Genomic DNA, 25,684 nt, shown 5'->3' on the forward strand with positions numbered 1-25,684 from the left:
TAACCAAACACCTCAGATTTGGGCGCTATCATAGCGCCCGATTGAAGTGTCCAAAATCATTAGGCCAGTTCAGCTTGCTCCCGATGAGGCCATCACCGTCACCACACATCCCCCTACCGCAACCCATCCCGAAACTGCCCCGGCGTCATCCCCGTCCAGCGCTTGAACGCGCGATTAAAGCTGCTGGTATCCGCAAACCCGAGCAGATGACTGATCTCCGCCAATGAGCACTGCGGATCCCGCAGGTGCAACAACGCCAGATTCTCCCGGCACTCATTGAGCAACGCATCAAACCGACACCCCTCATCCGCCAGATGCCGCTGCAAACTGCGCAAACTCAAGTGCAGCGCCTGGGCAATCCGCTCGGCACTTGGCTCGCCATCGGGCAGTTGCGCCTCGATGGCCGCGCGCACCTTGCGTTCCCAGGTCAGCGGTTGCAGTTGGGCGAGGGTGCGTTTGAGCACGGTTTCGTTGTGTTCGGCCAGTTCCGGGTTGGCGTCGTCCAGGTGGCTGTCGAAATCGCGGGCGGCAAATTCGAGGCGGTCTTCTTCGGCGCCGAAAAACACCGGTGCGCGAAACACCGCGTGCCAGGGCTTGGGGTCGGCGGGTTCCGGGCGCCGCAGGTACACCGCCAACGGCGCGTAGTCGCGGCCCAGGCGGTTGCGGCACGTGCGCACATAGATTGCGGCAAACGCATCGATGGCTTCCAGCGCCGGCGCCGGGCTGCCCGGTGGTTGCAGCAGGCGAAAGCGGTAGCGCTCGCCATCGCCGCTAAGTTCGAGCGTCAGGGCATCGCTGACCACCTGGTGATAACGCACGATGCGCTCGAACACCTCGCGCAGGCTGCCGCTTGCCACCAACGCATAACCCAGCGCATGAAAGGTGGTCGGGCTGACAAACCGCGACACCCGCAACCCGATGGCCGGATCGCCGCTGGCCTCCACCGCCAGTGCCCACAAGCGTGTGGTGGCCGACAGCGGGTAACGCGCGTTGGGGTCGTCCATCTGCTGCGGATCGAGCCCGGCCTGGGCGCACAGCGCGGCGCTGTCGAGACCGAGGGCATCGAGCTGCTTGCGCAGGGCGCGGGTCCAGCTGGCGAGGGAAGTCGGTTCGGTCATGGCGATTGGCGCTTGCGGTCAACAGGTTGGCGTGTGGGGCTAGCGTCCTGCAACAAGCCCTGGTGCAGGATGTAACCCTCAATGAATAAGAGGATGGGAGCATGGACGGTACTTCTGCAAGTCCCCAGCAGATGAACGCGCAACAGCGTTCGGCGCATATCCGTGAGGTGGTGCTCGCCGAAGGCGTGCGCTTGCGCCGCCGGCACCCGTGGTTGCAGCATCAGGACGCCCTGGGCGCGGGCATCCTGGCGTTTGCGCTGGTGGGCATGATCGGCTCGGCGGCGCTCTATATCAGCGGTCACATGGCCTGGTGGGCCTGCCTGCTGCTCAATGCGTTCCTCGCCTCACTGACCCACGAGCTGGAACACGACCTGATCCACAGCATGTACTTTCGCAAACAGCGCGTGCCGCACAACCTGATGATGGGCCTGGTGTGGCTGGCGCGGCCGAGCACCATCAACCCGTGGATCCGCCGCCACCTGCACCTCAATCACCACAAGGTCTCCGGCACCGAGACCGATATGGAGGAGCGCGCGATCACCAACGGCGAGCCCTGGGGCTTCGCGCGGTTGCTGATGGTGGGCGATAACGTGATGTCGGCGTTTATCCGCATGCTGCGCGCCAAGACCTGGGGCCACAAACTCAAGATCCTCAAGCGCTCGCTGCTGGTCTACGCGCCCCTGGCGCTGCTGCATTGGGGCGCGTGGTACATCTTCCTCGGCTTCCATGCCGCCAACGGCATCGCCAGCCTGCTGGGCACGCCGATCGACTGGTCCACCGGCACCTTGCAGATGATGCAGGTGATCGACATCGCCGCCGTGGTGATCATCGGCCCCAACGTGCTGCGTACCTTTTGCCTGCACTTTGTCAGCTCCAACATGCACTACTACGGCGATGTGGAACTGGGCAATGTGATCCAGCAAACCCAGGTGCTGAATCCGTGGTGGCTATGGCCGTTGCAGGCGTTCTGCTTCAACTTCGGCAGCACCCACGGGATTCACCACTTTGTGGTGAAGGAACCGTTCTACATCCGCCAGATGACGGCCAAGGTGGCGCATAAGGTCATGGCCCAGATGGGCGTGCGCTTCAATGATTTCGGTACGTTTGCGCGGGCTAATCGACTTGAACCCATGGCGTCGCCCCAGGCCCGGCTCAATCCGGCTGAAACGGCGACGCGCTGAGTACCACGCCGGTTTCGTCCACATACTGCTGCCAGTGGCCGATTAACGTGGCGAGTTTGTCTGGATGACTCAAGGCCAGGTCGTGGATTTCTCCAGGGTCCTGGCCCAGGTCATACAGCTGCCAGGTCGCCGGGCCCACGGGGCCGGGGATGTACACGGCCTTCCACTGACCCTGGCGAATCGCGCGGCGGCCAAACAGTTCCCAGCCGGTCACCGTGTTTTCGTCGTGCACCTGGGCGGTCTCGCCAGAGAGGAAGCCCAGCCACGACTTGCCCCGCAGCGGCGCCACCGGCTTGCCACGCCATTGTTTGCCCGGATGACGCACGCCGGCCAGGTCCAGGATGGTCGGCGTAATGTCCATCACCGTGCCGAATCCATGGCTGATACGGCCTTTGAGCGACAGCTGCGGATAGTGCACCAGCGCCGGCACGCGAATCCCGCCCTCGGTGGTGAACGCCTTGAACAAGCGTGACGGTGCGGTTGCCACCTGCGCCCACGACGGGCCATACCAGACGTAGGAGTTGGCGCGGCCGATATTGTCGAGGCTGTTGTCGTAATGCTGGTTGAGGTAAGTCAGCAGCTCGGGGCCGAACTTGGGAAAGGCTTCCAGCAGGGCGCCTTCGGCACCGTTGTCGGACATGAATACGATGAAGGTGTTATCCAGTTGCCCCTGCTGGCGCAGGTAATCCACGACCCGGCCGATGTTCCAGTCCATGCGTTCGACCATCGCCGCATACACCTCCATGGCCCGCGCCGAGACCTGGCGCTGTTTGTCGGTCAAGGCGGCCCACTGGGTGTTCAGTTCGATCAACGGATGGGGTTCGACGTCGGCGTCGATCAGCCCGAGTGCCTTGAGTTTTTCCAGGCGTTCCAGGCGCAGCGCGTCGGGGCCGGCGTCGTAGCGGCCACGGTACTTCTCAACGATGTCCGCAGGCGCTTGCAACGGCCAGTGCGGCGCGGAAAACGGCAGGTAAGCGAAGAACGGCCGGGCCTGGTCGCGCTCCTTGAGGTACTGCAGCAGCTTGTCGCCGAAGGCATCGGAGGAATAGAAATCCTTGGGCAGTTGTTCGACGAACCGGTCGTCTTCGATGTACAGCGCCGGGGTGGATTTGAGCAGGCCAGGCGTGTGTTCGTCGTAGGTCGGCTCGAAACCGTAGTGGTTGGCCGCCCCCGGCAGCAGCGAGAACGAACGCTCGAAACCACGGGCGTGAGGCGCCAGTTCGGCGGTCAGGCCCAGGTGCCACTTGCCGCTCATCAGTGTCTGGTAACCGGCCTCGCGCAGCAGCTCCGGCAGCGCCACCACCTTGTCATTCAAGTAGCCCTCGTAGCCGGGCTTGCCGATCAGCTCCGGGGTCAGCGCCTCGGCCATGGTGCCAATACCGGCGATATGGTGGTCGGTGCCAGTCAGCAGCATCGAGCGGGTGGGCGAGCAGGTGGGGGCGGTGTGGAAGTCGGTCAGGCGCAGGCCGTTCAGAGCCAGGGCGTCCAGGTGCGGCGTGGAAATTTCCCCGCCAAAGGCGCCGAGGTCGGAGAAGCCCATGTCATCGGCCAGAATCACTAGAAAATTGGGACGTTGCGGCATCAAGGCGCTCCTTTTTTCAGCAGGCAATAAAGGCCAATGGCAGATCGCGGATCTGTTCGCGCACCGGCGGCTGGTAGTGGTCATCGTTGGTCAATTCATGCAGCAGTTCTTCACGCAGTTGGTGGAATTCAAAACTGCTGCGCTGACGTGGATGTGGCAGGGCGACGTCCACCACCTGCTTGATCCGCCCCGGCCGGGGCTCCATCACCACCACCCGGTCGGCGAGGAAAATCGCTTCCTCCACGTCGTGGGTCACCAACACCGTGGTGATTTTCGCGCGGGCGCGAATTGCCAGGAGTTCATCCTGCATCTGCTGGCGGGTCAGGGCGTCGAGGGCGCCGAACGGTTCGTCCAGCAACAGGATGCGCGGGCTGGCCACCAGGCCGCGGGCAATCGCCACCCGTTGCGCCATGCCGCCGGACAGTTGGTGCGGATAGGCGCGGGTGAAGTCGGTGAGGCCCACCAGTTCGATAAAGTCAGCGATGCGCCGGTTTCGCTCGGCCTCGCTCAACGGCTCGTTGACCAGGCCCAGGCCGATGTTTTCCGCCACGCTCAGCCACGGGAACAAACGGTGCTCCTGGAACACGATGCCGCGTTCGCCGCCGATGCCGCTGACCGCTTTGCCGTCGACGCGGATCTCGCCGCGAAACTGCGTATCCAGCCCCACCAGCAGGCGCAGCAGGGTGGATTTGCCGCAGCCGCTGGAGCCGACAATCGCGACGAATTCGCCTTCGGCAATCTCCAGGTTGAATTCGCGGATGGCTTCCAGCTCGAAGCCGTCGACGTCAAAGGTCTTGCCCACATGGTTGAAGCTGACGATAGGTGCGTTCATGCGTGTCTCCAGCGGGTGGCGCGGGTTTCGATGCGTTGGCCGATCAGGTTGAGGGCCGCGCCGGTGAGGCCGACCAGGAGCATGCCGCTCATGATCAGGTCCATGCGCAGCAGTTGTTGGGCGCCGATCATCAGGCTGCCGATACCGCCGTTGGACGGCATGAAATATTCCGCACCGATGGTGCCCAGCCAGGCGTAGATCAGGCTCAGGCGCAGGCCGGCGAAAATGCCGGCTGCGGCGCCTGGCAGCACCAGGCGTCGTAACCGTTGGAACAGGTTCAGGCGCAACACCTGCGCCGCTTCGTTGAGCTGCGGCGACAGATTCAGCACGCTGCGTTGGGTGGCGATAAACAGCGGGAAGAAGGCGGCGAGGGCGATAAACACCCACTTGGCCAACTCACCCAGGCCAAACCACGCAGTGAGCAGCGGCACCCAGGCGAAAATCGCGATCTGGCGCAAGGCGGCCAGGGTCGGCCCGAGTACCCGCTCACTGCGCCGTGACAGTCCCAGCCACAGGCCCATGGCAAAGCCAAGGCCGCCGCCGAGTATCAACCCGCCCAGGCTTCGACCCAGGCTGGTGCCCAGTGCACCGCTGAGGTTGCCATCCACGACCCCGGCGACGGTGGTGTGCAGCACCACCCACGGGCTGACCAGAATGTTCGGGTCTACCCAGCCTTGTTGCGTCGCGACCTGCCACAGCGCCAGCAACAGCAGGGGCAGCAACCACGGTTGCAGGCGCTGCCAGCCTTGATAGCGCGGCCCGCGACGAATCTGCGCCGTGGCCGGATGGGGCCAGTGCACCCATTTGCGGTCCAGCCAGCCAATGCCACGGTCCATCACCACGCCAAATACGCCGATGACCACGATGCACACGAAGACGATATCGAGCATGAACAGCTGGCGCGCCCACACCATCAGGTAGCCGATGCCTTCGCTGGAAGCCAGCAACTCCACCGCCAGCAGCGAGGTCCAGCCGGCCGCCAGGGCAAGGCGTACCCCGGCCATAAAGGCGGGGAGCGCGGCAGGCAGGATCAGGCGGCGGATCAACAGGTGCGTGGGCAAACGCGACACGCGGGCGGCTTCACGCAACTGGGGTTGGGCGTCGCGTACGCCCACCAGGGTATGCAGGGTGACGGGCACCACGATCGCCTTCACCAGCACCACCAGTTTCAGGGTTTCGCCAATGCCGAAGAACACCATGAACAGTGGAATCCAGGCCAGCGTCGGTACTTGCGACAACGCACTGAACGTAGGAAACACCAGGCGCTCGGCGCGCGCACTGAAACCCAGCAACGCGCCCAGCAGCGCCCCGGCCCCAATACCCGCCAGCAGGCCCCAGAATAGGCGTTGCAGGCTGATTGCCAAGTGGCTCCACAGCTCGCCGCCGGCCAGCTCCACGGCGCTGCTCCACACCAGGGACGGTGGCGGCAGGATCTGTTCGCTCATCCAGTGATTGCGGCTCGCCAGCCACCACAGCGCAAACAGCGTCACCGGCAGCAACCATGGCAACAGGCGTTCACTGCGCAGCGGCCAGCGTGGCGTGGCGCCGGGAGCCGCGAGCGGAAGGCTCAAAAGTGAAATTCGGGCCATGGAGGACCTCCGTTGTCGCCGATGGCGTTATGTGTTTTTGATCTTATAAAAACGCAATCAAGATGATTGGGGGATAAGAAAAATCATTTAAAGCTTCTGCCCGGCACGCATCCAATGCATTCGAAGAATATTTTCGATGCTGTTTATGCATAGTCCTCTGGGGCCGGCGTTTTCACTTGTATAGATCCAAAAGCTATTAAATTGTGAATTTATAGTATTTAAAGTTTTGATCAGGGTGTGCGTACTTTCTGCTTCCCAGGCGACCCTCGCCCACAAGGAGCTGCGCTTATGAAACTGCCCTTCAAACGACTGATCACCCTGGTCGCAGGCACCGCACTGGCGGGCCTGGTACAGGCTGCCGACCTCAAGGAAATCCGCATCGCCGTGCCCGACCTCAGCGCAGGCAGCCAGCACAGTGGCGGCGGTATAACGGACGTGTTGCGCGAGCAGCAGATCTTCGAAAAAGCCTTTGCCGACCAAGGCATCAAGATCCAGTGGAATTACTTCAAGGGCGCCGGCCCGGTGATCAATGAAGCCTTCGCCAATGGCCAGGTGGACCTGGCTTACCTGGGCGACCTGGCGGCGATCATCGGCCGCTCCAATGGCCTGGAGACGCGCTTGCTCAGCGCCACCGCGCGGGACATCAAGCAGTACCTCGGCGTGGTACCGGGCTCAGGCATCAAGACCTTGCAGGACCTCAAGGGCAAGCGCGTCGCGGTGTTCCGTGGTACGGCAAGCCAGCTGTCGTTCGACAGTGCGTTGGCCAGCCAGGGCTTGAGTGAGAAGGACCTCAAAGTCATCAGCCTGGACTACAACGCCGCCAATGCCGCGTTGGCCGCCAAGCAGATCGACGCCACCTGGGGTGGATCGAACCTGACGGCGTTACAAGCCAAGGGGCTGGCTGAAATTCCGCTGACCACCAAGGACCTCGGCGGCGCCGGCAGCATCCAGGCGGTGCTGGTGGGCAGCAAACAGTTTGTCGACGAGCACCCCGACGCCGTCGCCAAGCTGCTCAAGGCCCAGCAGCAGGCGGTGCAATGGTTGACCGATGACAACAACAAACAAGCCTACATTGCGCTGGTGTCCGGGCTGGCCAGTTACCCGCCGGTGATCCTCACCAATGACTTGAAAGACCAGACCCTCAGCGAGATTTTCCCGTCGACCCTGGACCCGGTGTTCCTGACTAAATTGCAGGGTTCGGTGGACCTGGCCTCCAAGGAGAAGCTGATTCGCAAGCCGTTCCAGGTGAGTGACTGGGTGGCGCCGAATCTGGCGGCGGCGGGGCTTTGAGTCGGGTGGTGCCTGGGCTATCGCCATCGGGGGCTTGCCCCCGATGAAGCCCTTCAAACCGCCACACTCACTTCCTGCCTGTCCACCTCCACCAGCGTCTCGATCATCGCTTTTGCCGCCGGCGACAACCGCGAACCGGTGCGGCTGACAATCCCGCAGCGGGCGCTCATGGTCTCCATGTTCTGCGGCAGGTTGCGCCAGTGCAGCAGCTTCAACGTGCCTTGGGCGATGTCTTCGGCGAACGCCTCCTCGGTGCCGACGCCGATGGCGTTGGACTGCAGCACGATCTTCACCAGCGCCGGGAAATGTTCGGTCTGGATGCTCGGGGAAAAATCCATGCGCCCGCTCAGGTTCGCCAACAGTTTGCGAATGCCCTGTGAGATCAGCGGCGCCGCCAGCGGGTAGTCGAACATGTCGTTGGTCGACAGGCTGTCCTTGGCCAGCAACGGGTGCCCCGGTCGGCAAAAAAATACCCCGCGCTTGGGGGTCAGTGCGCGGGTCTGGAAATTCGGGTCGGCTTCGAATTGGCGGATGTCGGCGATAAAGAACTCGATCTCTTCACGGCTCAGGGCACGGCTGAGTTTTTCCCAGTTATCCACCTGGAAACTGGTGCGGATTTTCGGGTGGGCGCTGATAAAGCGCGCCACCGCATCCGGTACCAGTTTCACCGCCGGGGCCGGGCCGCAGCCGAAGCGCAGGTCGCCGGCGTCGAGCTTGGTCATGCGCGTGACTTCGCTGCTCAGCAAGGCGGCGCCATGCACCAGGGTCAGGGCGTGTTGCAGCACTACCTGGCCTTCCGGCGTGGGGCGCAGGTCCTTGTGACCACGGTCGACCAGCACGCAGCCGAACTCCTGTTCCAACCCCTGGATGCTGCGGCTGAACGCCGGTTGGGTGATGCCCATGGCGTCCGCCGCACGCACGAAACTGCGGTGTTCGTTGAGGGCGATGAAGTACCGCAGTTGGCGAAGATCCATATGCTTTCCCTGCATCTTAAAAATAGGTCGAAGGCATTTGCGACCACGGGAGCAGAGGTTTTAAATGCAAGCTATTATTCCGTCAACGAAGCATTCGTTCATTTGCTAGACCTAAATTGCATATGGATAGAGCGTTGTCGGAAAGCGTCCCCATCAGCAGGCACAAGAGGGTCATCACCATGAGCAACGCCGCATTAGCTGTTCAACCCGTCGCCCAGGCGCTGGATATTCACCCGGTCGCCGGCCGCATCGGCGCCGAGATCCGCGGCATCACACTGTCCGGCGATCTGGATGCCGCCACGGTCGAAGCCATCCAGCAGGCGCTGGTGCAGTACAAGGTGATCTTCTTCCGCGAGCAGACTCACCTCGATGACCAGAGCCAGGAAGCCTTTGCCCATCTGCTCGGCGAGCCGATTGCCCACCCGACGGTGCCGGTGCGCGACGGCACGCGCTTCCTCATGGAGCTGGACGGTACCCGTGGCCAGCGCGCCAATTCCTGGCACACCGACGTGACCTTCGTCGATGCCTACCCGAAAGCCTCGGTCCTGCGTTCGGTGCTCGCGCCCAAATCCGGTGGCGACACGGTCTGGGCCAACACCTCAAGCGCCTACAACGACCTCAGCGTCGAACTGCGCGCCCTGGCGGATAACTTGTGGGCGGTGCACAGCAACGAATACGACTACGCCGCGCTCAAGCCGGATGTGTCGGTAGAGCGGCTTGAGGCATACCGCAAGGTGTTCACTTCGACGGTGTACGAAACCGAACACCCGGTGGTGCGCGTGCATCCGGTCAGTGGCGAGAAGACCCTGTTGCTGGGGCACTTCGTCAAGCGCCTGAAAGGCTATTCCCAGGCGGACTCGACCCAGCTGTTCAACCTGCTGCAAAGCCACGTCACCCGCCTGGAAAATACCGTGCGCTGGCGCTGGAACACCGGCGACGTGGCGATCTGGGACAACCGCGCGACCCAGCATTACGCCGTGGACGACTACGGCACCCAGGAACGCATCGTGCGCCGGGTGACGCTCAAGGGTGATGTGCCGGTGGGCGTGCACGGGCAGCGCAGCCAGACCACCAAAGGTCTCTGAGCTGACAACGCTTCAAATGTGGGAGGGGGTAAGCCCCAATACCAGTTAGTTAAGGGCGAACACCGTACCTGTGGCGAGCGGGCTTGTCCCGCGTTGGGGTGCGAAGCGCCCCTAACGAAGACGAATGTGGTGTATCAGGCACTCCTCTGCGCCTGGTTCTGGGGCTGCCTCGCACCCCAACGCGGGACAAGCCCGCTCGCCACAGAGGTAGTGGGGCCTCCCACATTCGATGTGTGGTTTACCACACGCCGATTTGCACCACTTTCTCCGCCTCCGGCTCACCATACCGAAACCGTTGGCCACGCAGATCAATCTCTGCGTGGCTGATAGTGGTGCGCCGCTTCAGCCCGCGCAGCCATTCGAACAGGTACCCCACATGGGTTTCGCGCACCTCGGCATAGGCCGGGTCGCTGCCCAGGTCGTGCAGTTCCTGCGGGTCGTTTTCCAGGTCGAACAGCTGTGGACGGAAGCCGTCGTACGCCAGGTATTTCCAGCGTTCGCTGCGCACCATGGTCATGCGGCAACGGTCGATGGGTTGCGCCAGGCGTTCGCGGGCCGGGGCCTGGAAGGCGTAGTCGTACTCGGCGATGGCGTAGCGGCGCCAGCGCGTTGCCTGGCCGTGCAGCAACGGGATCAGTGAGCGCCCTTCCAGGCGGTGCTCGGCTGCGGGCAGGCCCAAGGCGTCGAGGAAGGTCGGCAGTGCATCAATGGTTTCCACCAGGCGCGCGTCCACCGTGCCACGGCTGGCATCGGCAGCGGCGCGTGGGTCACGCACGATCAGCGGAATGCCCACCGCAGGTTCCAGCAAAAATTCTTTTTCGCCGAGGAAGTGATCGCCGAGGAAATCGCCGTGGTCGCTGGTGAACACGATCAGAGTGTCGTCCCAACGGCCGTTGCCTTGCAGAAAATCGAACAGTCGCCCCAGTTGGTCGTCGACCTGTTTGATCAAGCCCATGTAGGTGGGAATTACCGTGAGCCGTACCTCGTCACGGGAAAAGTTCAGGCTCTCCTGGTGCTGGCGGAATGCCTGGTACACCGGGTGATCGCTGGTCTCCCCTGGCTGGATCGGTGCCTGGATATGCTCGGCGCCATACAGCGCGTGATACGGCGCCGGTGCGATGTAGGGCCAGTGTGGCTTGATATACGACAGGTGCAGGCACCACGGTTGTTCGGCCTGCTCACGGATAAAGTCGATCGCACGGTCGGTGGTGTAGACGGTTTCCGAGTGTTCCTCGGCCACGCGCGCGGGCAGGCCTGCATTGCGCATGTGCCAACCGCTGAGGACTTCGCCGTTTTCACCTGCTGCCGCATTCGCCCATTCGTGCCACGGGTTGGTGCCGCTGTAGCCTTGCTCGCGCAGGTAATGGGTGTAGGGCGCGGACTCGCGTTTTTCATCGAACAGCGGGCTGTCGGGGTAGATGCCGTCGTGACGCAGGTACGCCTCGAAGCCGACCTCGTTCAACGGCTCGGCCTGCTCGCTGTCGGGGTCGATATTCAGGCGTTGCAAGGCTTCCACATTGGGCGTGGCGTGGGTCTTGCCGACCAGTGCCGTGCGGATGCCGTGGGGGCGCAGGTAGTCGCCGATGGTCAGTTCTTCCAGGGGCAACGGCACCGCATTCCACGCCACCTGATGGCTGCTGACGTAGCGCCCGGTATAGGCCGACATGCGTGAGGGCCCGCAGATGGTGCCTTGGGTATAGGCGCGGCTGAAGCGCACGCCGGCGGCGGCCAGGCGATCGATGTTCGGTGTGTGCAAGTGGGCGTGGCCGTAGCACGACAGGTAATCGCGGCGCAGTTGGTCGCACATGATGTACAGCACGTTGCGCACGGGTTTGGGGTGGGACATGGGGCTTCACCAGACGGAGGACAGGTGAGGTTTTTCGCCGTTCGGGTGGGGGGCTGGCAAGTGCATTTGGGGACTGGCTTCGATGCAGTGAATGCATGGCCTAAACGGCGACGTTCTCCAGTGCACACACATCCTCATCCAACTCATCGATCTGCTTGATCTGCTCGATCATCGCTTCCGCCAGCGGCGACAAGCGATACCCCGCACGGCTGACGATGCCGTAGCGGGTGTAACGCTCCTCCAGATCCTCAGCCAGGCCCTCGATCTTCAAGCACACCAGTTCGCCCCGGGCCATGTGCAGCACATCACTGTTGGCGCTGACGATGCCGATGGCGTCGGAGCGCAGCACTACGCCCATCAGGCTATAGCCGTTCTCGCATTCGACATTGGGCAGGTAATCGGGCCGGCCGCTGAGGTCGACGATGACCTTGCGCAGGTTGGGCGGGCGGATGGTCACGGCCAGCGGGTAACTCATCAGCTCGGCGGCGCTCACGCTGTCGCGCAGGGCCAGCGGGTGGCCGGCGCGGCAGCAGAAATACCAGCGGCGCGGGCGCAGGCGGTGGGTGTGATAGTCCGGGTTGGCTTCGAAGTGGCGGGTGTCGGCGACGAAAAACTCGAACTCTTCACTGAGCAGGCGTTTGCTCAGGCTCTGCCAGTCGTCCACCTGGTACTGCACCCGTGCCTTGGGGTAGCGCCCGATAAAACTGCCGATGGCGCGGGGGATCAAGCCGCCGGCCGGTGCCGGGCCGCAACCGAAGCGCAACTCCCCCGCCTCCAGGCCATTGAACTGGCTGATCTCGTTGGCCAATTGCTGCGCGCCGCTGACCAGGCGCCGGGCGTGCTCCAGCAAGACCTGGCCTTGTTTGGTCGGTGCCAGGTCCTTGCGGCCGCGATCCACCAGTTGGCAGCCGGCACTGTGTTCCAGGGCCTGGATGCTGCGACTGAACGCCGATTGCGACAGGTTCACGGCCAACGCCGCCGCCACAAAACTGCGTTGTTCAGCAAGGGCGATGAAGTGACGAAGCTGGCGCAAATCGATATGCATTTTTCACATCAAAAATATCTGGGAAATGCATTGGCTATGCATTAGGTCGACTCCTTATAAAGGCTATCTCTTATGCAGTAAATGTTCGTTAAAACATAAATAAATAACCTAAAGGAATATCTCTCGATGGATATTTCCAGGTTCCGGAGCCGCTTATGAGTCTGTTGAAGTCCGCTGTCCCTTCCTCTCCCTGGCGGCTCAAGCGCTTGCCGCTGGCGCTGTTGCTGGCCGGTAGTGCGAGCTGGACGCCCAGCCACGCGGCCGACGCAAACACGCCTGCGCCCGAAGGCGAGAGCGCCAATGGCCAACTGGAAACCGTCACGGTGACCGCTCGGCGCCGCACCGAGAGTGCCCAGGAAGTGCCGACGCCCATGAGCGTGATCGGCGGGCAGGCGCTGGAGAGCCAGCGGGTGTACCGGATTCAGGATTTGCAGCAACTGGTGCCCAGCGTCAACGTCGCCTACATGCATGCGCGTCAGTCCAGCGTGTCGATTCGCGGCCTGGGCAACAACCCGGCGAGTGACGGCCTTGAGGGCAGCGTGGGGCTGTATATCGACAACGTCTACCTCGGGCGGCCGGGCATGGCGGTGTTCGACCTGATGGACATCGAACAGCTTGAAGTCTTGCGCGGCCCGCAAGGGACCTTGTTCGGCAAAAACACCACCGCGGGGGTGATCAACATCAGCACGCGCGCGCCGAGTTTTACCCCGGAGCGCAGCATTGAAACCTCGTTGGGCGAGGACGGCTACTTCCAGACCAAGGGCACGATTTCCGGCCCGCTCACCGATGACCTGGCGGGGCGTTTCTCGGCGTATCGCACCCGCAGCGACGGCGACATCAAGAACGAATACAACGGCCATGACCTCAACGGTGGCTCGCGCCAGGGTTTTCGCGGGCAACTGCTGTACAGGCCCAGCGAGGCGTTCAACCTGCGCTGGATCGGCGATTACAACGAAGAGGATTCCAGCGCCGGCACCCGTGTGCTGTACAGCACCGGGCCGACCATCAACGGCACCAACCTCTACCAGTCGCGGGCCAACGCGGCAGGCGCGACCCTGGTGGACGGCACCCATCGCAAGGTCAACCTCGACAGCGACCAGCATGTCACGGTGTTCCAGGGCGGCACGTCGCTGGAAGCCAACTGGACGTTGCCGAGTGACTTCACCCTGACCTCGGTCAGTTCGTATCGCTTCTGGAATTTCACCCCGCGTAACGACGACGGCCTTAACGTGCCGGCGTCGTATAACGCCGGGGTGTCGGTGGAAGACAAACAGTGGTCCCAGGAATTCCGGCTGGCTTCGCCTACCGGCGGTTTCTTCGATTACGTGCTGGGCGCCTACTACTTCGGTAATTCGCTGGATAACAAATCCTTCAGCTATTACGGGCCGCAGGCCGACATCTGGAACGGCACGCCAGCCGGCGCACTGGCCAACGTCAGCAGCGTCGGCAACGGGCACATTCGCACCGACAGTTTCGCACTGTTTGCCCAAGGCACCTGGCACCTGACCGAGCGCCTGGATTTCACCGCTGGCCTGCGTGGCACCTATGAAGAAAAAAGTGCCTGGGTCACGCGTAACACTCCCCTCGGCGGTGCGGCGGTCACCGGTGCTGCCGCTACGGCTCGACGTGGCCGCGCGGGGGCATACGATTCCGGTGATCTCACGCAATACAGCACCAGCCCCTCGGGTTTGCTGAACCTGAGCTACCACTTCAACGAAAACCTGCTGGGCTACGCGACCTTGTCCCATGGCGAGAAGTCCGGCGGGGTCAACCTGGCGGTAGGCTCAGCACCGACGGCCGGTGCCGACTCATTGCTGATCGGCACCGAGCGCGCCAACAACGCCGAACTGGGTTTCAAAAGCACGCTGTGGGACCGGCGGCTGCAGCTCAATGCCAACCTGTTCTGGACCCAGGTCAACGGTTACCAGACCAATGCCTATGACCAGAACAACCGTGTGCAGTACCTGACCAACGCCGGTTCGGTGCGCTCGCGGGGCGTCGAGGTGGAAAGCACCCTGGTGCCGATCCAGGGCCTGACGCTGAACATCAACGGCTCGTTCAACGATGTGAGCTACCTGTCTTACAAGGATGCGCCGTGCCCGCCGGAAGTCAGTCTGCGCCCCGGTGCGCCGGCCTCCTGCGACCTGAGTGGGCATCAAGTGGTGGGGGCGTCGAAATGGATCGCCAACGCCAACGGCGAATACAAGTGGAACCTGGATAACGGCTTCGAACCCTATGTCACCGCCAGCTATGCCTTCCGCTCCAAGGCCGTGGGCACGGTGGAGGACTCCGACTATGGACAGATTCCTGCCTACGCCGTGGTCAACCTGTCCACCGGCCTGCGTGGCAACTATGAGCAGGGGCAGTGGGACGTGTCGTTATGGCTGAAAAACGCCTTCGACAAGACCTACTACACCACTCTGTGGACGGGGGGGAACGGCGGCTACGAAGGCTTGCTCGGTACACCGCGCACGCTAGGAGTGACTGGGCGCTATGACTTCTAGCCCTGTGCGATAGGTGGCCGGGCTGAACACTCGCGTCACCACCAGCATCGCCACCGCCGTGACCGTCAGCACCACCCAGGCGCTGACAAAATTGCCGGTCAGTTCGCGCAGCCAGCCGGTCATCCACGGCGATACGGCGTTGATCAAAAAGCCCACGCCTTGCACAAAGGCCGCCAGTTGCCCGGCTTGGCGTGGGTCGCGGTGGTGGTCGAGGGTCAGCAGCAGGCTCAGGGCGAAACACGCGCCCAGGCCGAAGCCACACAACGCCACCCAGAGGTGCGGATACTCCTGCGGCGCGATGATCAGGCCGAGGTAACCCACGGTCTGGGCCAGCAGGGCAATGCCCAGCAGCGGCCGACGGTCGATACCGCGTTGCGCCAGCACCGGCATCAACAGCGCGGCGAGCACCTGGAAAATAGTCATGAACGCCAGCAGCGAACCGCTGGGCAACACGCCCCAGCCCAGTTGCTGATAGTAGGCCGGCAGCCACGCCACCAGGCTCATGTAGCCGCAATTGACCAGGCCGAAATACAGCGCCAGCAACCAGGCGCGACGATTGCGCAGGTCCTTGAAGGCCGGCACCACCTGTGGATTTCTGGCCGCGCCCAGCGGCAGCCAGGCCCATAGCAGCAAGGCGCCCAGCGCCGGCAGCAGCCACACCCCCAACCCCGCCTGCCATTGCTGGAAATGCGTGGCCACCAGCGGGCTGAGCAGCGCAGCGAGCCCGCCGCCGGCCATCAGCGAGGCGGAGTACACGCCCATCGCCACCGGCACGCGATGACGGAATTCGCGCTTGATCATCGCCGGCACCAAGGCCTGGATCAGCGCCACACCCGCGCCGCCGAGCAACGCCGTGACCAGCAGCGCCGACGCCTGGCCCATCAACCAGCGCGCCAGGCACGCCAGCAGGATCATCATCAAGCCCAGGGCGATGCCGCGCCGCTCGCCCAGGCGGGCTTCGACGCGCACGCCCACCAGCGCCACCAACCCCATGCACACCACCGGCAGGCTGGTCAGCAGGGCGCTGCTCTGGAAGCTCAGGCCGGTGGCCTGGCGAATCTCGCCGAGCAACGGGCTGATGGAGCTGAGGATCGGCCGCAGGTTCAGGCCGAGCACCACCAGCAGGCCCCAGCCGGCGAGGGATTTATTCAGGGTCATGCAACGCTCTTGCAGTCGGTAAATGAGGCGTGAGTATGGCCAGCACCAAAGGTATTCTGAAATTAAATATAACCATGCTAACCAGTGGCAAATGGAATGGTGACACCCATGTTCGATCCCGTGTTGTTGCGCAGCTTTGTCGCCGTGGTGGACTGCGGCAACTTCACCCGCGCCGCCGAGCGCCTGCACTTGACCCAGTCCACCGTGAGCCAGCAGATCCGCCGCCTGGAAGAGGCGGTGGCGTGCCAGTTGCTGGACCGCGACCAGCGCCGCGTGGTCGCCACCGCCGAGGGCGAGCGCTTGCTGGCCTATGCGCGGCGTATCCTCGCACTGCATGAAGAAGCCGCCGATGTGTTGATCAACCAACAGAGCGACGGCGTGCTGCGCCTCGGCGTACCGGAAGACTTTGCCGCCGAGCGCCTGATGCCGTTGCTGTCGGCGTTTGTGCTGGCGTATCCACGGGTGCGCCTGGAGGTCACCAGCGGTCTTGGCCCCGAGTTGCAGCGCCAATACCGCAGCGGCGAGTTCGATGTGTTGCTGGTCAAGCAGATGGGCGACAGCGCCGACTGCCTGGCCTCCTGGCCCGAGCCGTTGTGCTGGGTCGACAGCCGCAGCACGCCGTGCCTGGGCCGCGATCCGTTGCCGTTGGTGGCCTTTCCGGTGGGTGGCCTGTACCGCAATGAAATGCTGCAACACCTGGAAGTGAGCGGCTGGCGCTGGCGTATCGGCTATTCCAGCGCGAGCCTGGCCAGCGTGTGTTCGGCGGTGGCGGCGGGATTGGGTGTAAGTCTGTTGCCGCGACGCGTTGTGCTGCCAGGGCATGTGGAACTAGGGCCGGACAGTGGTTTGCCCGTGGTGCAAGGCGTGCGTCTGGCGTTGTATGCCCGTCATGGCCTGAGTGCCGCAGGGCAGTGCTTACAGGCTGAACTGTTCGATTTGTGCGCAAACAGCCCCGTTGAGCCATGCCTTAACTGAATATTTTGTATGCCTGAAAAGCATCAAAAAAAACCACCTCGGCGCCAGGCCACGCCGGCCGGGGCTTTGGTGTTTGCAGAGCGTTCGCTTATTCAAATTTGATCTATCTATAACTTTAAAGATTGCTTTAAGAGATAAGCGTTTGGCACCGATGATTCAGCCCTCGACGGCCTTCCACGCAGGCCCGTCGGTTTTTTGGTTTCGAAACCGTAGGGAGTGAATCAATGGGCAATGTCCAGACCGCCGCCAGTGCATCCGAGGCGCAATGGCGCCAGGCACCGAGTGGTGAGTTGGTCGACCTTGGCCGGCCGCACCGCGCGCCGTTGGGGCAATTGCGAACGCAGAAAACCCCAAAGCGCTTCTCCAGCCGCCGCGAAGGGATCCTGCTCGGTCTGTTGGTACTGGCCCTGCACGGTGCGGTGATTTATTGGGTAAGCCAGAAACCCACTCCGGTGCTGCCGATTGTGCCGCCGGAAATTCCGCCGATGACCATCGAATTTTCCCAGCCGGCACCGCCCGTGGTGGAACCGCCACCGCCTGTGCCGCCACCACCGCCGCCGCCCGTGGTCGAGCCACCGCCGCCGGTTGTGGATGAGTTGGCCGCCAAGCCGGCGCCGCCCAAGCCGATTCCAAAACCTAAGCCCAAGCCGGTGCCAAAGCCTGAGCCCAAGCCCGCACCGAAACCGGTCGAGCAGGCGCCCACGCCACCGCAACCGGCGCCACCGGCCCCCGCGCCCGCTCCGCCCGCGCCAGCCCCGGTGACACCGGCTTCGGCCAACGCCGCGTACCTCAAGAACCCGGCGCCGGAGTACCCGTCACTGGCGCAGCGTCGCGGTTGGGAAGGCACGGTGTTGTTGCGGGTGCATGTATTGGCCAGCGGCAAGCCGGGCGAGATCCAGGTCCAGAAAAGCAGCGGTCGCCAGCAACTCGACGACGCCGCACTGACCGCCGTGAAGCGTTGGAGCTTCGTGCCGGCCAAGCAGGGCGATGTGGCCCAGGATGGCTGGGTCAGCGTACCGATCGATTTCAAGATTCACTAACTATTGCGCTGCGGTGTGCACCACACGCCGCGACTTGTACAGAGGGAAAACATCATGGCATTAGCATCTCCACTTGAATCCATCGAAAGCGCGGTGATCTGGCTGCTGGTGGTCTTTTCGGTCGCCACCTGGGGCCTGGCCCTGCTCAAGGGCGTGCAGTTCGGGCGCCTTAAAGCGCAGGATCGCAAGTTCCACAAACAGTTCTGGGCGGCGTCGAGCCTCGACTCGGCCGCCGAGTTGGCCGAAACCCAGCCCGGCGCCGCTGCCCGTGTGGCCCAGGCCGGTTACGCCGCGATCCAGGTCGGTGAAGCGCCGCACGCTGCTGATTTGAGCCAGGCGATCAACCACCAGGACCGCCTCGAGCGTGCCCTGCGCCAGCAGATCGTACGTGAGCGTCGCTCCCTGGAGACCGGCCTGGCCGTGGTCGCCAGTATCGGCAGCACCTCGCCGTTTATCGGCCTGTTCGGCACCGTGTGGGGGATCATGGAAGCGCTCAAGGGCATCAGCGCCGCCGGCTCCGCCAGCCTTGAAACCGTGGCCGGCCCGATCGGTGCGGCCCTGGTCGCCACGGGCGTGGGGATCGCCGTCGCGGTACCGGCGGTGCTGGTCTACAACTACTTCCTGCGCCGCCTGAAGCTCACGGCGGCCGACCTGGATGACTTTGCCCACGACTTCTACAGCCTGGCGCAGAAGAACTCTTTCCGCGTACTGCTGCACCCGGCACTGACTAAAAATGCGCCGGGCAACCCGCAAAAAGTGAAGGAGGCATCCTGATATGGCCTTCTCCACACAAGACAGTGATGAGGTGCTGAGCGAGATCAACGTCACGCCGCTGGTGGATGTGATGCTGGTGCTGCTGGTGGTGTTTATCGTCACCGCGCCGCTGTTGACCAACGCGATCCCGATCAACCTGCCCAAGACCGAGGCCGTGGCACCGGTGGAGCAGAAGGACCCGCTGGTGGTGAGCATCGACGGCGCCGGCAAACTGTTCATCAACAAGGACGAAATCCAGCCGGACCTGCTGGAATTCAACCTGCAGGCGGCCAAGGCCAAGGACCCCGATGTGCGGGTGCAACTGCAGGCTGACGATGGAGTGAACTACGGCGAAGTGGCGCGAGCCATGGCGTCTATCGAGCGCGCGGGCATTACCAAGCTGTCGGTGATTACCGCACGTTAGTGGCAAAAGCCTCGACAATTTTTTGGCCGTCTCCTTGGCAGGGTGCGGCCTTTTTTTTTTGCCTGGAATTCAAGCCACGCCGCCAATTCCCAATGTGGAATGGGGGAGGGGGCTTGCTCCCGATGACGGAGTGTCAGTTGGCCTATTTGTCAGCTGACCCACCGCCATCGGGAGCAAGCCCCCTCCCACATTTGAACCTCATGCAGGTTTGAGTTTTTGGTTATTAATAAATAGCTTCTTATTCCTTAACGAATATAACCCTCGTCCCTATACTGTCCTACAACGTTAAACGCTGCAGGAGGGCACACCCATGCACAGCGAGTCGATTCGTTATCTGATCGTGCCGGGCTGGCAAGGATCGCCAGAAGATCATTGGCAAAGTCACTGGCAGAACAGCCTGCCCAACAGCGCACGCGTTGAGCAGGCCGATTGGCTGACGCCGCGCCGCGAAGATTGGGTGGCTGCGCTGGCCGAGGCGATTGCCGCCGACAGCACACCGGTGATTCTGATCGCCCATAGCCTGGGCTGCATCACCGTGGCCCATTGGGCTGCCACCGCCCCCGTGCAGTTCCTGCGACAGGTGCGCGGTGCTTTGCTGGTAGCTCCGGCGGACGTCGAGCGTCCGGCCTGCTCGCCCGCCCTGCGCAACTTTGCACCGATCCCGACCGACCTGTTGCCGTTTCCCAGCCAGGTGGTCAGCTCCGATAACGACAGTGCCGTCAGCGCCCCTCGGGCCCTGGAGCTGGCGCGTAACTGGGGTGCCGAAGCCGGCATCCTGTCGGGTGCCGGGCATATCAATGTGAAGTCCGGTCACCAGCGCTGGGAGCAGGGGTTCGCCTACCTGTATCGCCTGCAAAGCCGTCTTGAGCACCACGCCCGGCGTAGTGCCTGAATTTTTTTCAACGCCCCGTCCCTGAGTGGATTTGGGGCGGGAGCTTGCCATGAGTCTGCATGAAACCTTCGGTCAGCCGCTGCTGACCTTCCCCGACGCCGAAAAAAGCCCGCTGAGCATTCGTGCCAAGGCGCTGGTGTTTGTCGACCCTCGCTCGCGCAAGCTGCGCGAAGACCTGGAAAGCCTCGCCCCCCGCGCTTTGCCGGTGTTGATACGCGGCGAAACCGGCAGCGGTAAAGAACTGTTGGCACGGCATATCCACCGGGGCAGCGACCGCACCGGCTTGTTTGTCTCGGTCAATTGCGGCGCCATCAGCCCGACCTACGCCGACGCCGAGTTGTTCGGCTATGCCGCCGGCGCCCACAGTGGCGCGGCCAGCAGCCGGGCCGGGTGGTTTGGCTCGGCGAATGGCGGCACCTTGTACTTGGATGAGATCGGCGATCTGCCGCTGCCGATCCAGGTAAAACTGCTCGCGGCCCTGGAAAACCATGAAGTCACCCGCGTTGGCGCCCATCAGCCGAGCCCGGTGGACGTGCGCCTGGTGGCCGCCACCAGCATCGACCTGGCCCAGGCCGTGGCGGCTGGCAAGTTTCATGAGCGGCTGTTCCATTACCTCAGCGAAGGTCAGCTGGACTTGCCGGCATTGCGTGAGCGGGTGGGCGACATCCTGTCGTTGGCCGAATACTTTCTCGGCATCTACAGCCAGCGCCTGGACCTGCCGGTGCCGCTGATCAGCGATGCGGCCCAGCATGTGCTGGAACACCACAGTTGGCCGGGCAATACCCGTGAGTTGGAGAACGTCATTCACTTTGCCTTGCTGGTGAGCAGCGGCGACGAAATTCTGCCCGAACATTTGAACCTGCCGGTGGCGGGCTCGCCGTTGGAACAAGTGCAGCGGATTTTCGCCAATGCGAGCCCGGCTGAGCAGGAAACCTTGCGCAGCTTTCTACGTGAACAAGCCGCTACATGAGCAAAATGGAATATCAACGTGAATAAAAGATATTGTTCGGGAATAAAAAATCTAGGTATTGTCCATCCCACGCCGCGATAGCACTTCGCTGGCACACCACATAAAAAACGGTCGTCAGAGACGCCCCGGAATTTCGATAAGGACACTGCATGAAAAAGGTTCTGTTGTTTACCGCACTGGCGGCTGCCCTGACTGCAAGCTTCGCCCAGGCCAACGAGAAACTGGTGGTAGCCGCGACCCCGGTCCCGCACGCCGAGATCCTCGAACTGGTCAAGCCCGTCCTGAAAAAGGAAGGCGTGGACCTGGAAATCAAAGTCTTCACCGACTACGTACAGCCAAACGTACAGGTAGCCGAGAAGCGCCTGGACGCCAACTACTTCCAGACCCTGCCGTACCTGGAAAACTTCAACAAGGGCAAGGGCACCAACCTGGTCACCGTGGTTGGCGTGCACGTTGAACCCTTCGGCGGCTACTCGAAAAAGATCAAGAACATTTCCGAGCTCAAGGATGGCGCCACCGTGGCCATCCCGAACGAAGGCTCCAACAGCGGCCGCGCCCTGTTGCTGCTGCAAAAGAACGGTCTGATTACCCTGAAAGACCCGACCAACGCCCTGGCCACGCCGAAAGACATCGCCAGCAACCCGAAGAACCTGAAGTTCAAAGAGCTGGAATCGGCCCTGCTGCCACGCGTGCTGGACCAGGTTGACCTGGATTTGATCAACACCAACTACGCTCTCGAAGCGGGCCTGAACCCGGCCAAGGACGCGCTGATCATTGAAAGTGCCGACTCGCCTTACGTGAACTTCCTGGTGGCTCGTCCGGACAACAAGGACAGCGACGCTATCCAGAAACTGTCCAAGGCCCTGACCAGCCCGGAGGTCAAAGCCTTCATCGAGAAGAAGTACAACGGCGCAGTCGTGCCGGCGTTCTGATGTAAGCCAAAACCCCCTTCAAGGTTTCAACGCCGGCGGCTTGTAGAGCGTCGGCGTTTTTTATGCCTGGAATTTGGAATGCAATCGAAATGTGGGAGGGGGCTTGCTCCCGATAGCGGTGTGTCAGTCAAAGATGTACTGACTAAACCACCGCTATCGGGAGCAAGCCCCCTCCCACAATTGATCTTCATCTCACTTTGGATTGTTAGTGGTTTTAGAGCGCTCGGCTGTTAATCGCCCTGCGCAACGCCACCAACCATTTCACCAGCTCCTGCGGATCAATCGGTTTCGCTTTGTTCATTGTTCATTTCCTCGAAACACAGACCCCCCAACCATAGCCGTCACCCGCCAACCCCGCGAATCCGGGGGTTATCTTTTTGGGTGATATCAATATGCTATTTGGGTATTTAAATTTTACTTTTTATACCTTTAAAGTTCGCGCTACCCAGCGTTACCCACGCTGGATCGGACGGCGCCCGCCGCATTACCCCTGCGGCGTCATGGACTCAAGATGACCTTCGATTTCGCTTTTATCCTCAGCACCCTGCCGGCGTTTCTGAAAGCCGTGGGCGTCACGCTGCAAGTGGGCCTGATCGCCATTGCCACCTCGTTGCTGGTGGCGCTGATCAACGCCGCACTGCTGGTGTTTCGCACGCCGTACCTGTCGCGCCTGGTGGCGCTCTATGTGGAGCTGGCGCGCAATACGCCGCTGCTGATCCAGCTGTTTTTCGTGTACTTCGCCTTGCCGGCCCTGGGGTTCAATATCTCCGGGTTCTGGGCGGCGATCATCACCATGACCTTCCTCGGCGGGGCCTACCTCACCGAAGTGCTGCGCGCCGGTGTGGAAGCGGTGCCGCTGGCGCAGATCGAGTCGGGCAAGTCCATCGGTCTGTCGGATTGGCAACTGCTGCGCCACGTGATCCTGCCCCAGGCCGGTATCCTCAGCCTGCCGGCGTTGTTCGCCAATTTCATCTTCCTGCTCAAGGAGACCACTGTGGTCTCTGCCGTGGCGGTGCCGGAGATTCTCTACACCACCAAGAGCTACATCGCCCTCTACTACAAGACCTACGAAATGCTCGCCGTGCTGACGCTGATTTGCGTGCTGTTGTTCTTGCCGCTGTCGCTGCTGCTCAGCCGCCTGGAAAGGAGGCTCCAGCATGGCCAGTTCGGGTCTTGAGTTGTTGTGGGTGTCGTTGCCGCAATTGGGCAAGGGCGCTGCGCAAACCCTGTCGATTTCGTTTTTGAGCATCGCCTTCAGTACGGTCGGCGGCGTGTTGTATGGCGTGCTGCGCACCTTGAACAACAGGCTGATCAACGCGGTGCTGCGGGTTTACCTGGAGCTGTTCCGGGCGATTCCGGTGCTGGTGTGGTTGTACCTGCTGTTCTTTGGCCTGCCGATCTTCTTTGGCCTGAGCATCCCCAGTTTCTGGTGCGCGGTGCTGGTGCTGTCGTTGTGGGGCGCCAGCGAAGTGGGTGAAGTGGTACGCGGCGCGTTGCATTCGCTGCCCCGTGGCCAGCGCGAAGCCGGCCTGTCGATTGGCTTGTCCGACCCGCAGTTGTACGGCTACGTGTTGCTGCCCCAGGCCCTCAAGCGCATGACCCCGCCGACCATCAACGTCTACACGCGCATCATCAAGACCAGCTCCCTGGCGGTGCTGATCGGTGTCGTGGACGTGATCAAGGTCGGCCAGCAAATCATCGAGCGCACCTATGAGTCCGTGTTGATCTACGGCGTGCTGTTCCTGTTTTTCTTCTTTATCTGCTACCCGTTGTCGGCCGCCTCCAAGGTGCTGGAACGGCGCTGGGCCCAAGCATGAGCGCATTGATCGAGTTCCAGGGTTTCAACAAATTCTTCGGCGACCAGCAGGTGCTCAAGGGCATCGACTTGAGTGTGCAAAGCGGCGAAGTGGTGGTAATCCTCGGCCCCAGCGGCTGTGGCAAAAGCACCTTGCTGCGCTGCCTCAACGGCCTGGAAGTGGCCCACAGCGGCAGCCTGCGGTTTGCCGGAAAAGAGCTATTGGATAAACACACCGACTGGCGCCAGGTACGCCAGGACGTGGGCATGGTGTTCCAGAGCTACCACCTGTTCCCGCACATGAGCGTGCTCGACAACATCCTGCTCGGCCCGCTGAAAGTGCAAAAGCGCGAGCCGCGCGAAGCCCGCGCGCAGGCCGAGCAACTGCTGGCGCGCGTCGGCCTGGCGGACAAGCGCGATGCCTTCCCGCGCCAGCTCTCCGGCGGCCAGCAGCAACGCATCGCCATCGTCCGTTCGCTGTGCATGAACCCTCAGGTCATGTTGTTTGACGAAGTCACCGCCGCCCTCGACCCGGAGATGGTCAAGGAAGTGCTGGAGGTGATCCAGGGCCTGGCCCGCGACGGTATGACCCTGCTGATCGTCACCCACGAAATGGCCTTCGCCCGCGCCGTCGCCGACCGCGTGGTGTTTATGGAGGCCGGTCGCATCCTCGAACACAACACCCCCGAGGCATTCTTTACGAACCCGCAAACCGCACGCGCGCAGCAGTTCCTGGAGAAGTTCTCCTTTGTCTCAACACTGCCCAAGAAAACCAAGGAACTGGAGCTGCTATGAAAAAGTTACTGCTGCCACTGTTGGCCGTCGCCTTACTGGCCGGCTGCGATAAAAAGGCCGAAGAGCCTGCTAAACCTGCTGCCGCCGTGAGCTACCTCGACAAGATCAAGGCGCGCGACAAGCTGATCGTCGGCGTATTCACCGACAAACCACCGTTTGGCTTTGTCAACGAAGCCGGGCGCTACGTCGGCTTCGATACCGATATCGGCCGTCAATTCGCCAAGGACCTGCTGGGCGATGAGAACAAAGTCGAATTCGTCGCCGTCGAGCCGGCCAGCCGTATTCCGTTCCTGCAAAGCGACAAGGTCGACCTGATCCTCGCCAACATGACCGTGACGCCCGAGCGCAAGGAAGCGGTGGACTTCACCAACCCCAACCTGAAAGTCGCGGTGCAGGCCCTGGTGCCCCAGGACAGTTCGGTGAAAAGCCTGGATGACCTGGCCACCCGCACCACCATCGTCACCACCGGTACCACTGCCGATATCTGGCTGACCAAGAACCACCCGGACTGGAAACTGCTGAAGTTCGAGAAAAACTCCGAGTCGCTGCAAGCGTTGTCGGCCGGGCGTGGCGATGCCTATGCGCAAGACAACCTGGTGCTGTTCAGCTGGGCCAAGCAGAACCCAGGCTACCGCGTGCTGGAACAGAAGCTCGGTGACGAAGCGCCCATCGCCCCGGCGGTGAAGAAGGGCAATATCGAACTGCGTGACTGGGTGAATGCCGAGTTGGCGAAGCTGGGTGAGGAGAAATTCCTGCTCAAGCTGTATGACCAATATGTGCGCAAAGAGCTGAGCGATGACACCAAGCCCGAGAGTGTGATTGTTGAAGGCGGGAAGTGGCAGGGCTAGTTCTGCGCTGACTGTTATGCCGCTATCGGGAGCAAGCTCCCTCCCACATTTGAATG

At 62.3% G+C, this 25,684-nt stretch carries 23 protein-coding genes; 15 read left to right on the forward strand and 8 right to left on the reverse strand.

The window, feature by feature from the left end:
- Nucleotides 1-113 precede the first annotated feature (113 nt).
- On the reverse strand, nt 114-1,118 hold the full coding sequence (locus J1G35_RS26390) for an AraC family transcriptional regulator (protein WP_053137671.1): 1,005 nt from the start codon (nt 1,116-1,118) through the stop codon (nt 114-116).
- Nucleotides 1,119-1,219: 101 nt separating this feature from the next.
- Here J1G35_RS26390 and J1G35_RS26395 point away from each other — a divergent pair, with 101 nt between their 5' ends.
- On the forward strand, nt 1,220-2,299 hold the full coding sequence (locus J1G35_RS26395) for a fatty acid desaturase (RefSeq protein ID WP_223016443.1): 1,080 nt from the start codon (nt 1,220-1,222) through the stop codon (nt 2,297-2,299).
- Here the strand turns inward: J1G35_RS26395 and J1G35_RS26400 are convergent.
- From J1G35_RS26400 to J1G35_RS26410, 3 genes are read right to left on the reverse strand one after another with little or no spacing between them, the layout of a single operon-like run.
- On the reverse strand, nt 2,271-3,881 hold the full coding sequence (locus tag J1G35_RS26400) for an arylsulfatase (protein ID WP_223016444.1): 1,611 nt from the start codon (nt 3,879-3,881) through the stop codon (nt 2,271-2,273). The genes J1G35_RS26395 and J1G35_RS26400 overlap by 29 nt on opposite strands.
- Before the next feature lie 16 nt (nt 3,882-3,897).
- Complete coding sequence (locus J1G35_RS26405; protein WP_053137662.1) at nt 3,898-4,713, reverse strand: ABC transporter ATP-binding protein; 816 nt, start codon at nt 4,711-4,713, stop codon at nt 3,898-3,900.
- Nucleotides 4,710-6,302 (reverse strand): ABC transporter permease, encoded by a 1,593-nt coding sequence (locus J1G35_RS26410; protein ID WP_223016445.1) that lies wholly within the window; start codon nt 6,300-6,302, stop codon nt 4,710-4,712. Before J1G35_RS26410 ends, J1G35_RS26405 begins: the two co-directional genes overlap by 4 nt.
- Before the next feature lie 288 nt (nt 6,303-6,590).
- Between J1G35_RS26410 and J1G35_RS26415 the strand changes: the two genes are divergently transcribed.
- Entirely contained in the window at nt 6,591-7,592 is a 1,002-nt protein-coding gene (locus J1G35_RS26415; protein WP_223016446.1) for an ABC transporter substrate-binding protein, read from the forward strand.
- Between the two features lie 53 nt (nt 7,593-7,645).
- Here the strand turns inward: J1G35_RS26415 and J1G35_RS26420 are convergent, their stop codons facing one another.
- A complete protein-coding gene (locus tag J1G35_RS26420) occupies nt 7,646-8,566 on the reverse strand; it encodes a LysR family transcriptional regulator (protein WP_053137653.1) in 921 nt (306 codons plus the stop codon).
- A 179-nt stretch (nt 8,567-8,745) separates the two neighbouring features.
- Between J1G35_RS26420 and J1G35_RS26425 the strand changes: the two genes are divergently transcribed.
- Nucleotides 8,746-9,651, forward strand: a complete 906-nt coding sequence (locus J1G35_RS26425; RefSeq protein ID WP_223016447.1) for a TauD/TfdA family dioxygenase — start codon at nt 8,746-8,748, stop codon at nt 9,649-9,651.
- A gap of 238 nt (nt 9,652-9,889) precedes the next feature.
- On the opposite strand, the gene J1G35_RS26430 is transcribed toward J1G35_RS26425, so the two are convergent.
- Both J1G35_RS26430 and J1G35_RS26435 read right to left on the reverse strand, forming a co-directional pair.
- A complete protein-coding gene (locus J1G35_RS26430) occupies nt 9,890-11,497 on the reverse strand; it encodes an alkaline phosphatase family protein (protein WP_223016448.1) in 1,608 nt (535 codons plus the stop codon).
- A gap of 100 nt (nt 11,498-11,597) precedes the next feature.
- Nucleotides 11,598-12,542, reverse strand: a complete 945-nt coding sequence (locus tag J1G35_RS26435; RefSeq protein ID WP_053137643.1) for a LysR family transcriptional regulator — start codon at nt 12,540-12,542, stop codon at nt 11,598-11,600.
- A gap of 155 nt (nt 12,543-12,697) precedes the next feature.
- On the opposite strand from J1G35_RS26435, the gene J1G35_RS26440 reads away from it, so the two are divergent.
- Nucleotides 12,698-15,046: a TonB-dependent receptor gene (locus J1G35_RS26440; protein ID WP_223016449.1), complete on the forward strand. Its 2,349-nt coding sequence runs from the start codon at nt 12,698-12,700 to the stop codon at nt 15,044-15,046.
- Here J1G35_RS26440 and J1G35_RS26445 read toward each other — a convergent pair.
- Nucleotides 15,017-16,204 (reverse strand): CynX/NimT family MFS transporter, encoded by a 1,188-nt coding sequence (locus J1G35_RS26445; RefSeq protein ID WP_053137638.1) that lies wholly within the window; start codon nt 16,202-16,204, stop codon nt 15,017-15,019. The genes J1G35_RS26440 and J1G35_RS26445 overlap by 30 nt on opposite strands.
- A gap of 108 nt (nt 16,205-16,312) precedes the next feature.
- On the opposite strand from J1G35_RS26445, the gene J1G35_RS26450 reads away from it, so the two are divergent.
- The 11 genes from J1G35_RS26450 (at nt 16,313) to J1G35_RS26500 (ending at nt 25,628) form a co-directional block, all read left to right on the forward strand.
- Nucleotides 16,313-17,179, forward strand: coding sequence for a LysR family transcriptional regulator (locus J1G35_RS26450; protein ID WP_223016450.1), 867 nt, complete (start codon nt 16,313-16,315; stop codon nt 17,177-17,179).
- A gap of 224 nt (nt 17,180-17,403) precedes the next feature.
- Entirely contained in the window at nt 17,404-18,219 is an 816-nt protein-coding gene (locus J1G35_RS26455) for an energy transducer TonB (RefSeq protein ID WP_053137632.1), read from the forward strand.
- A 51-nt stretch (nt 18,220-18,270) separates the two neighbouring features.
- A complete protein-coding gene (locus J1G35_RS26460; protein ID WP_156338296.1) occupies nt 18,271-18,993 on the forward strand; it encodes a MotA/TolQ/ExbB proton channel family protein in 723 nt (240 codons plus the stop codon).
- A 1-nt stretch (nt 18,994) separates the two neighbouring features.
- Nucleotides 18,995-19,396, forward strand: a complete 402-nt coding sequence (locus tag J1G35_RS26465) for a biopolymer transporter ExbD (RefSeq protein ID WP_010565408.1) — start codon at nt 18,995-18,997, stop codon at nt 19,394-19,396.
- A gap of 310 nt (nt 19,397-19,706) precedes the next feature.
- Entirely contained in the window at nt 19,707-20,288 is a 582-nt protein-coding gene (locus tag J1G35_RS26470; protein ID WP_223016451.1) for an alpha/beta hydrolase, read from the forward strand.
- Nucleotides 20,289-20,337: 49 nt separating this feature from the next.
- A complete protein-coding gene (locus tag J1G35_RS26475) occupies nt 20,338-21,258 on the forward strand; it encodes a sigma 54-interacting transcriptional regulator (RefSeq protein WP_223016452.1) in 921 nt (306 codons plus the stop codon).
- Between the two features lie 149 nt (nt 21,259-21,407).
- Nucleotides 21,408-22,190 (forward strand): MetQ/NlpA family ABC transporter substrate-binding protein, encoded by a 783-nt coding sequence (locus J1G35_RS26480; RefSeq protein WP_053137617.1) that lies wholly within the window; start codon nt 21,408-21,410, stop codon nt 22,188-22,190.
- Nucleotides 22,191-22,701: 511 nt separating this feature from the next.
- Nucleotides 22,702-23,367 carry an amino acid ABC transporter permease gene (locus J1G35_RS26485; RefSeq protein WP_003187615.1) on the forward strand — a complete coding sequence of 222 codons (666 nt, stop codon included), beginning with the start codon at nt 22,702-22,704 and terminating at the stop codon, nt 23,365-23,367.
- Nucleotides 23,348-24,007 (forward strand): amino acid ABC transporter permease, encoded by a 660-nt coding sequence (locus J1G35_RS26490; RefSeq protein WP_033898855.1) that lies wholly within the window; start codon nt 23,348-23,350, stop codon nt 24,005-24,007. Before J1G35_RS26485 ends, J1G35_RS26490 begins: the two co-directional genes overlap by 20 nt.
- On the forward strand, nt 24,004-24,780 hold the full coding sequence (locus tag J1G35_RS26495; RefSeq protein WP_223016453.1) for an amino acid ABC transporter ATP-binding protein: 777 nt from the start codon (nt 24,004-24,006) through the stop codon (nt 24,778-24,780). Before J1G35_RS26490 ends, J1G35_RS26495 begins: the two co-directional genes overlap by 4 nt.
- The gene (locus J1G35_RS26500) at nt 24,777-25,628 is read left to right on the forward strand and encodes a transporter substrate-binding domain-containing protein (RefSeq protein WP_053140210.1); all 852 of its coding nucleotides are present in this window, start codon (nt 24,777-24,779) and stop codon (nt 25,626-25,628) included. Before J1G35_RS26495 ends, J1G35_RS26500 begins: the two co-directional genes overlap by 4 nt.
- Nucleotides 25,629-25,684 lie beyond the last annotated feature (56 nt).

Source organism: Pseudomonas sp. SH10-3B, from assembly GCF_019891415.1.
Taxonomy (GTDB): Bacteria; Pseudomonadota; Gammaproteobacteria; order Pseudomonadales; family Pseudomonadaceae; genus Aquipseudomonas.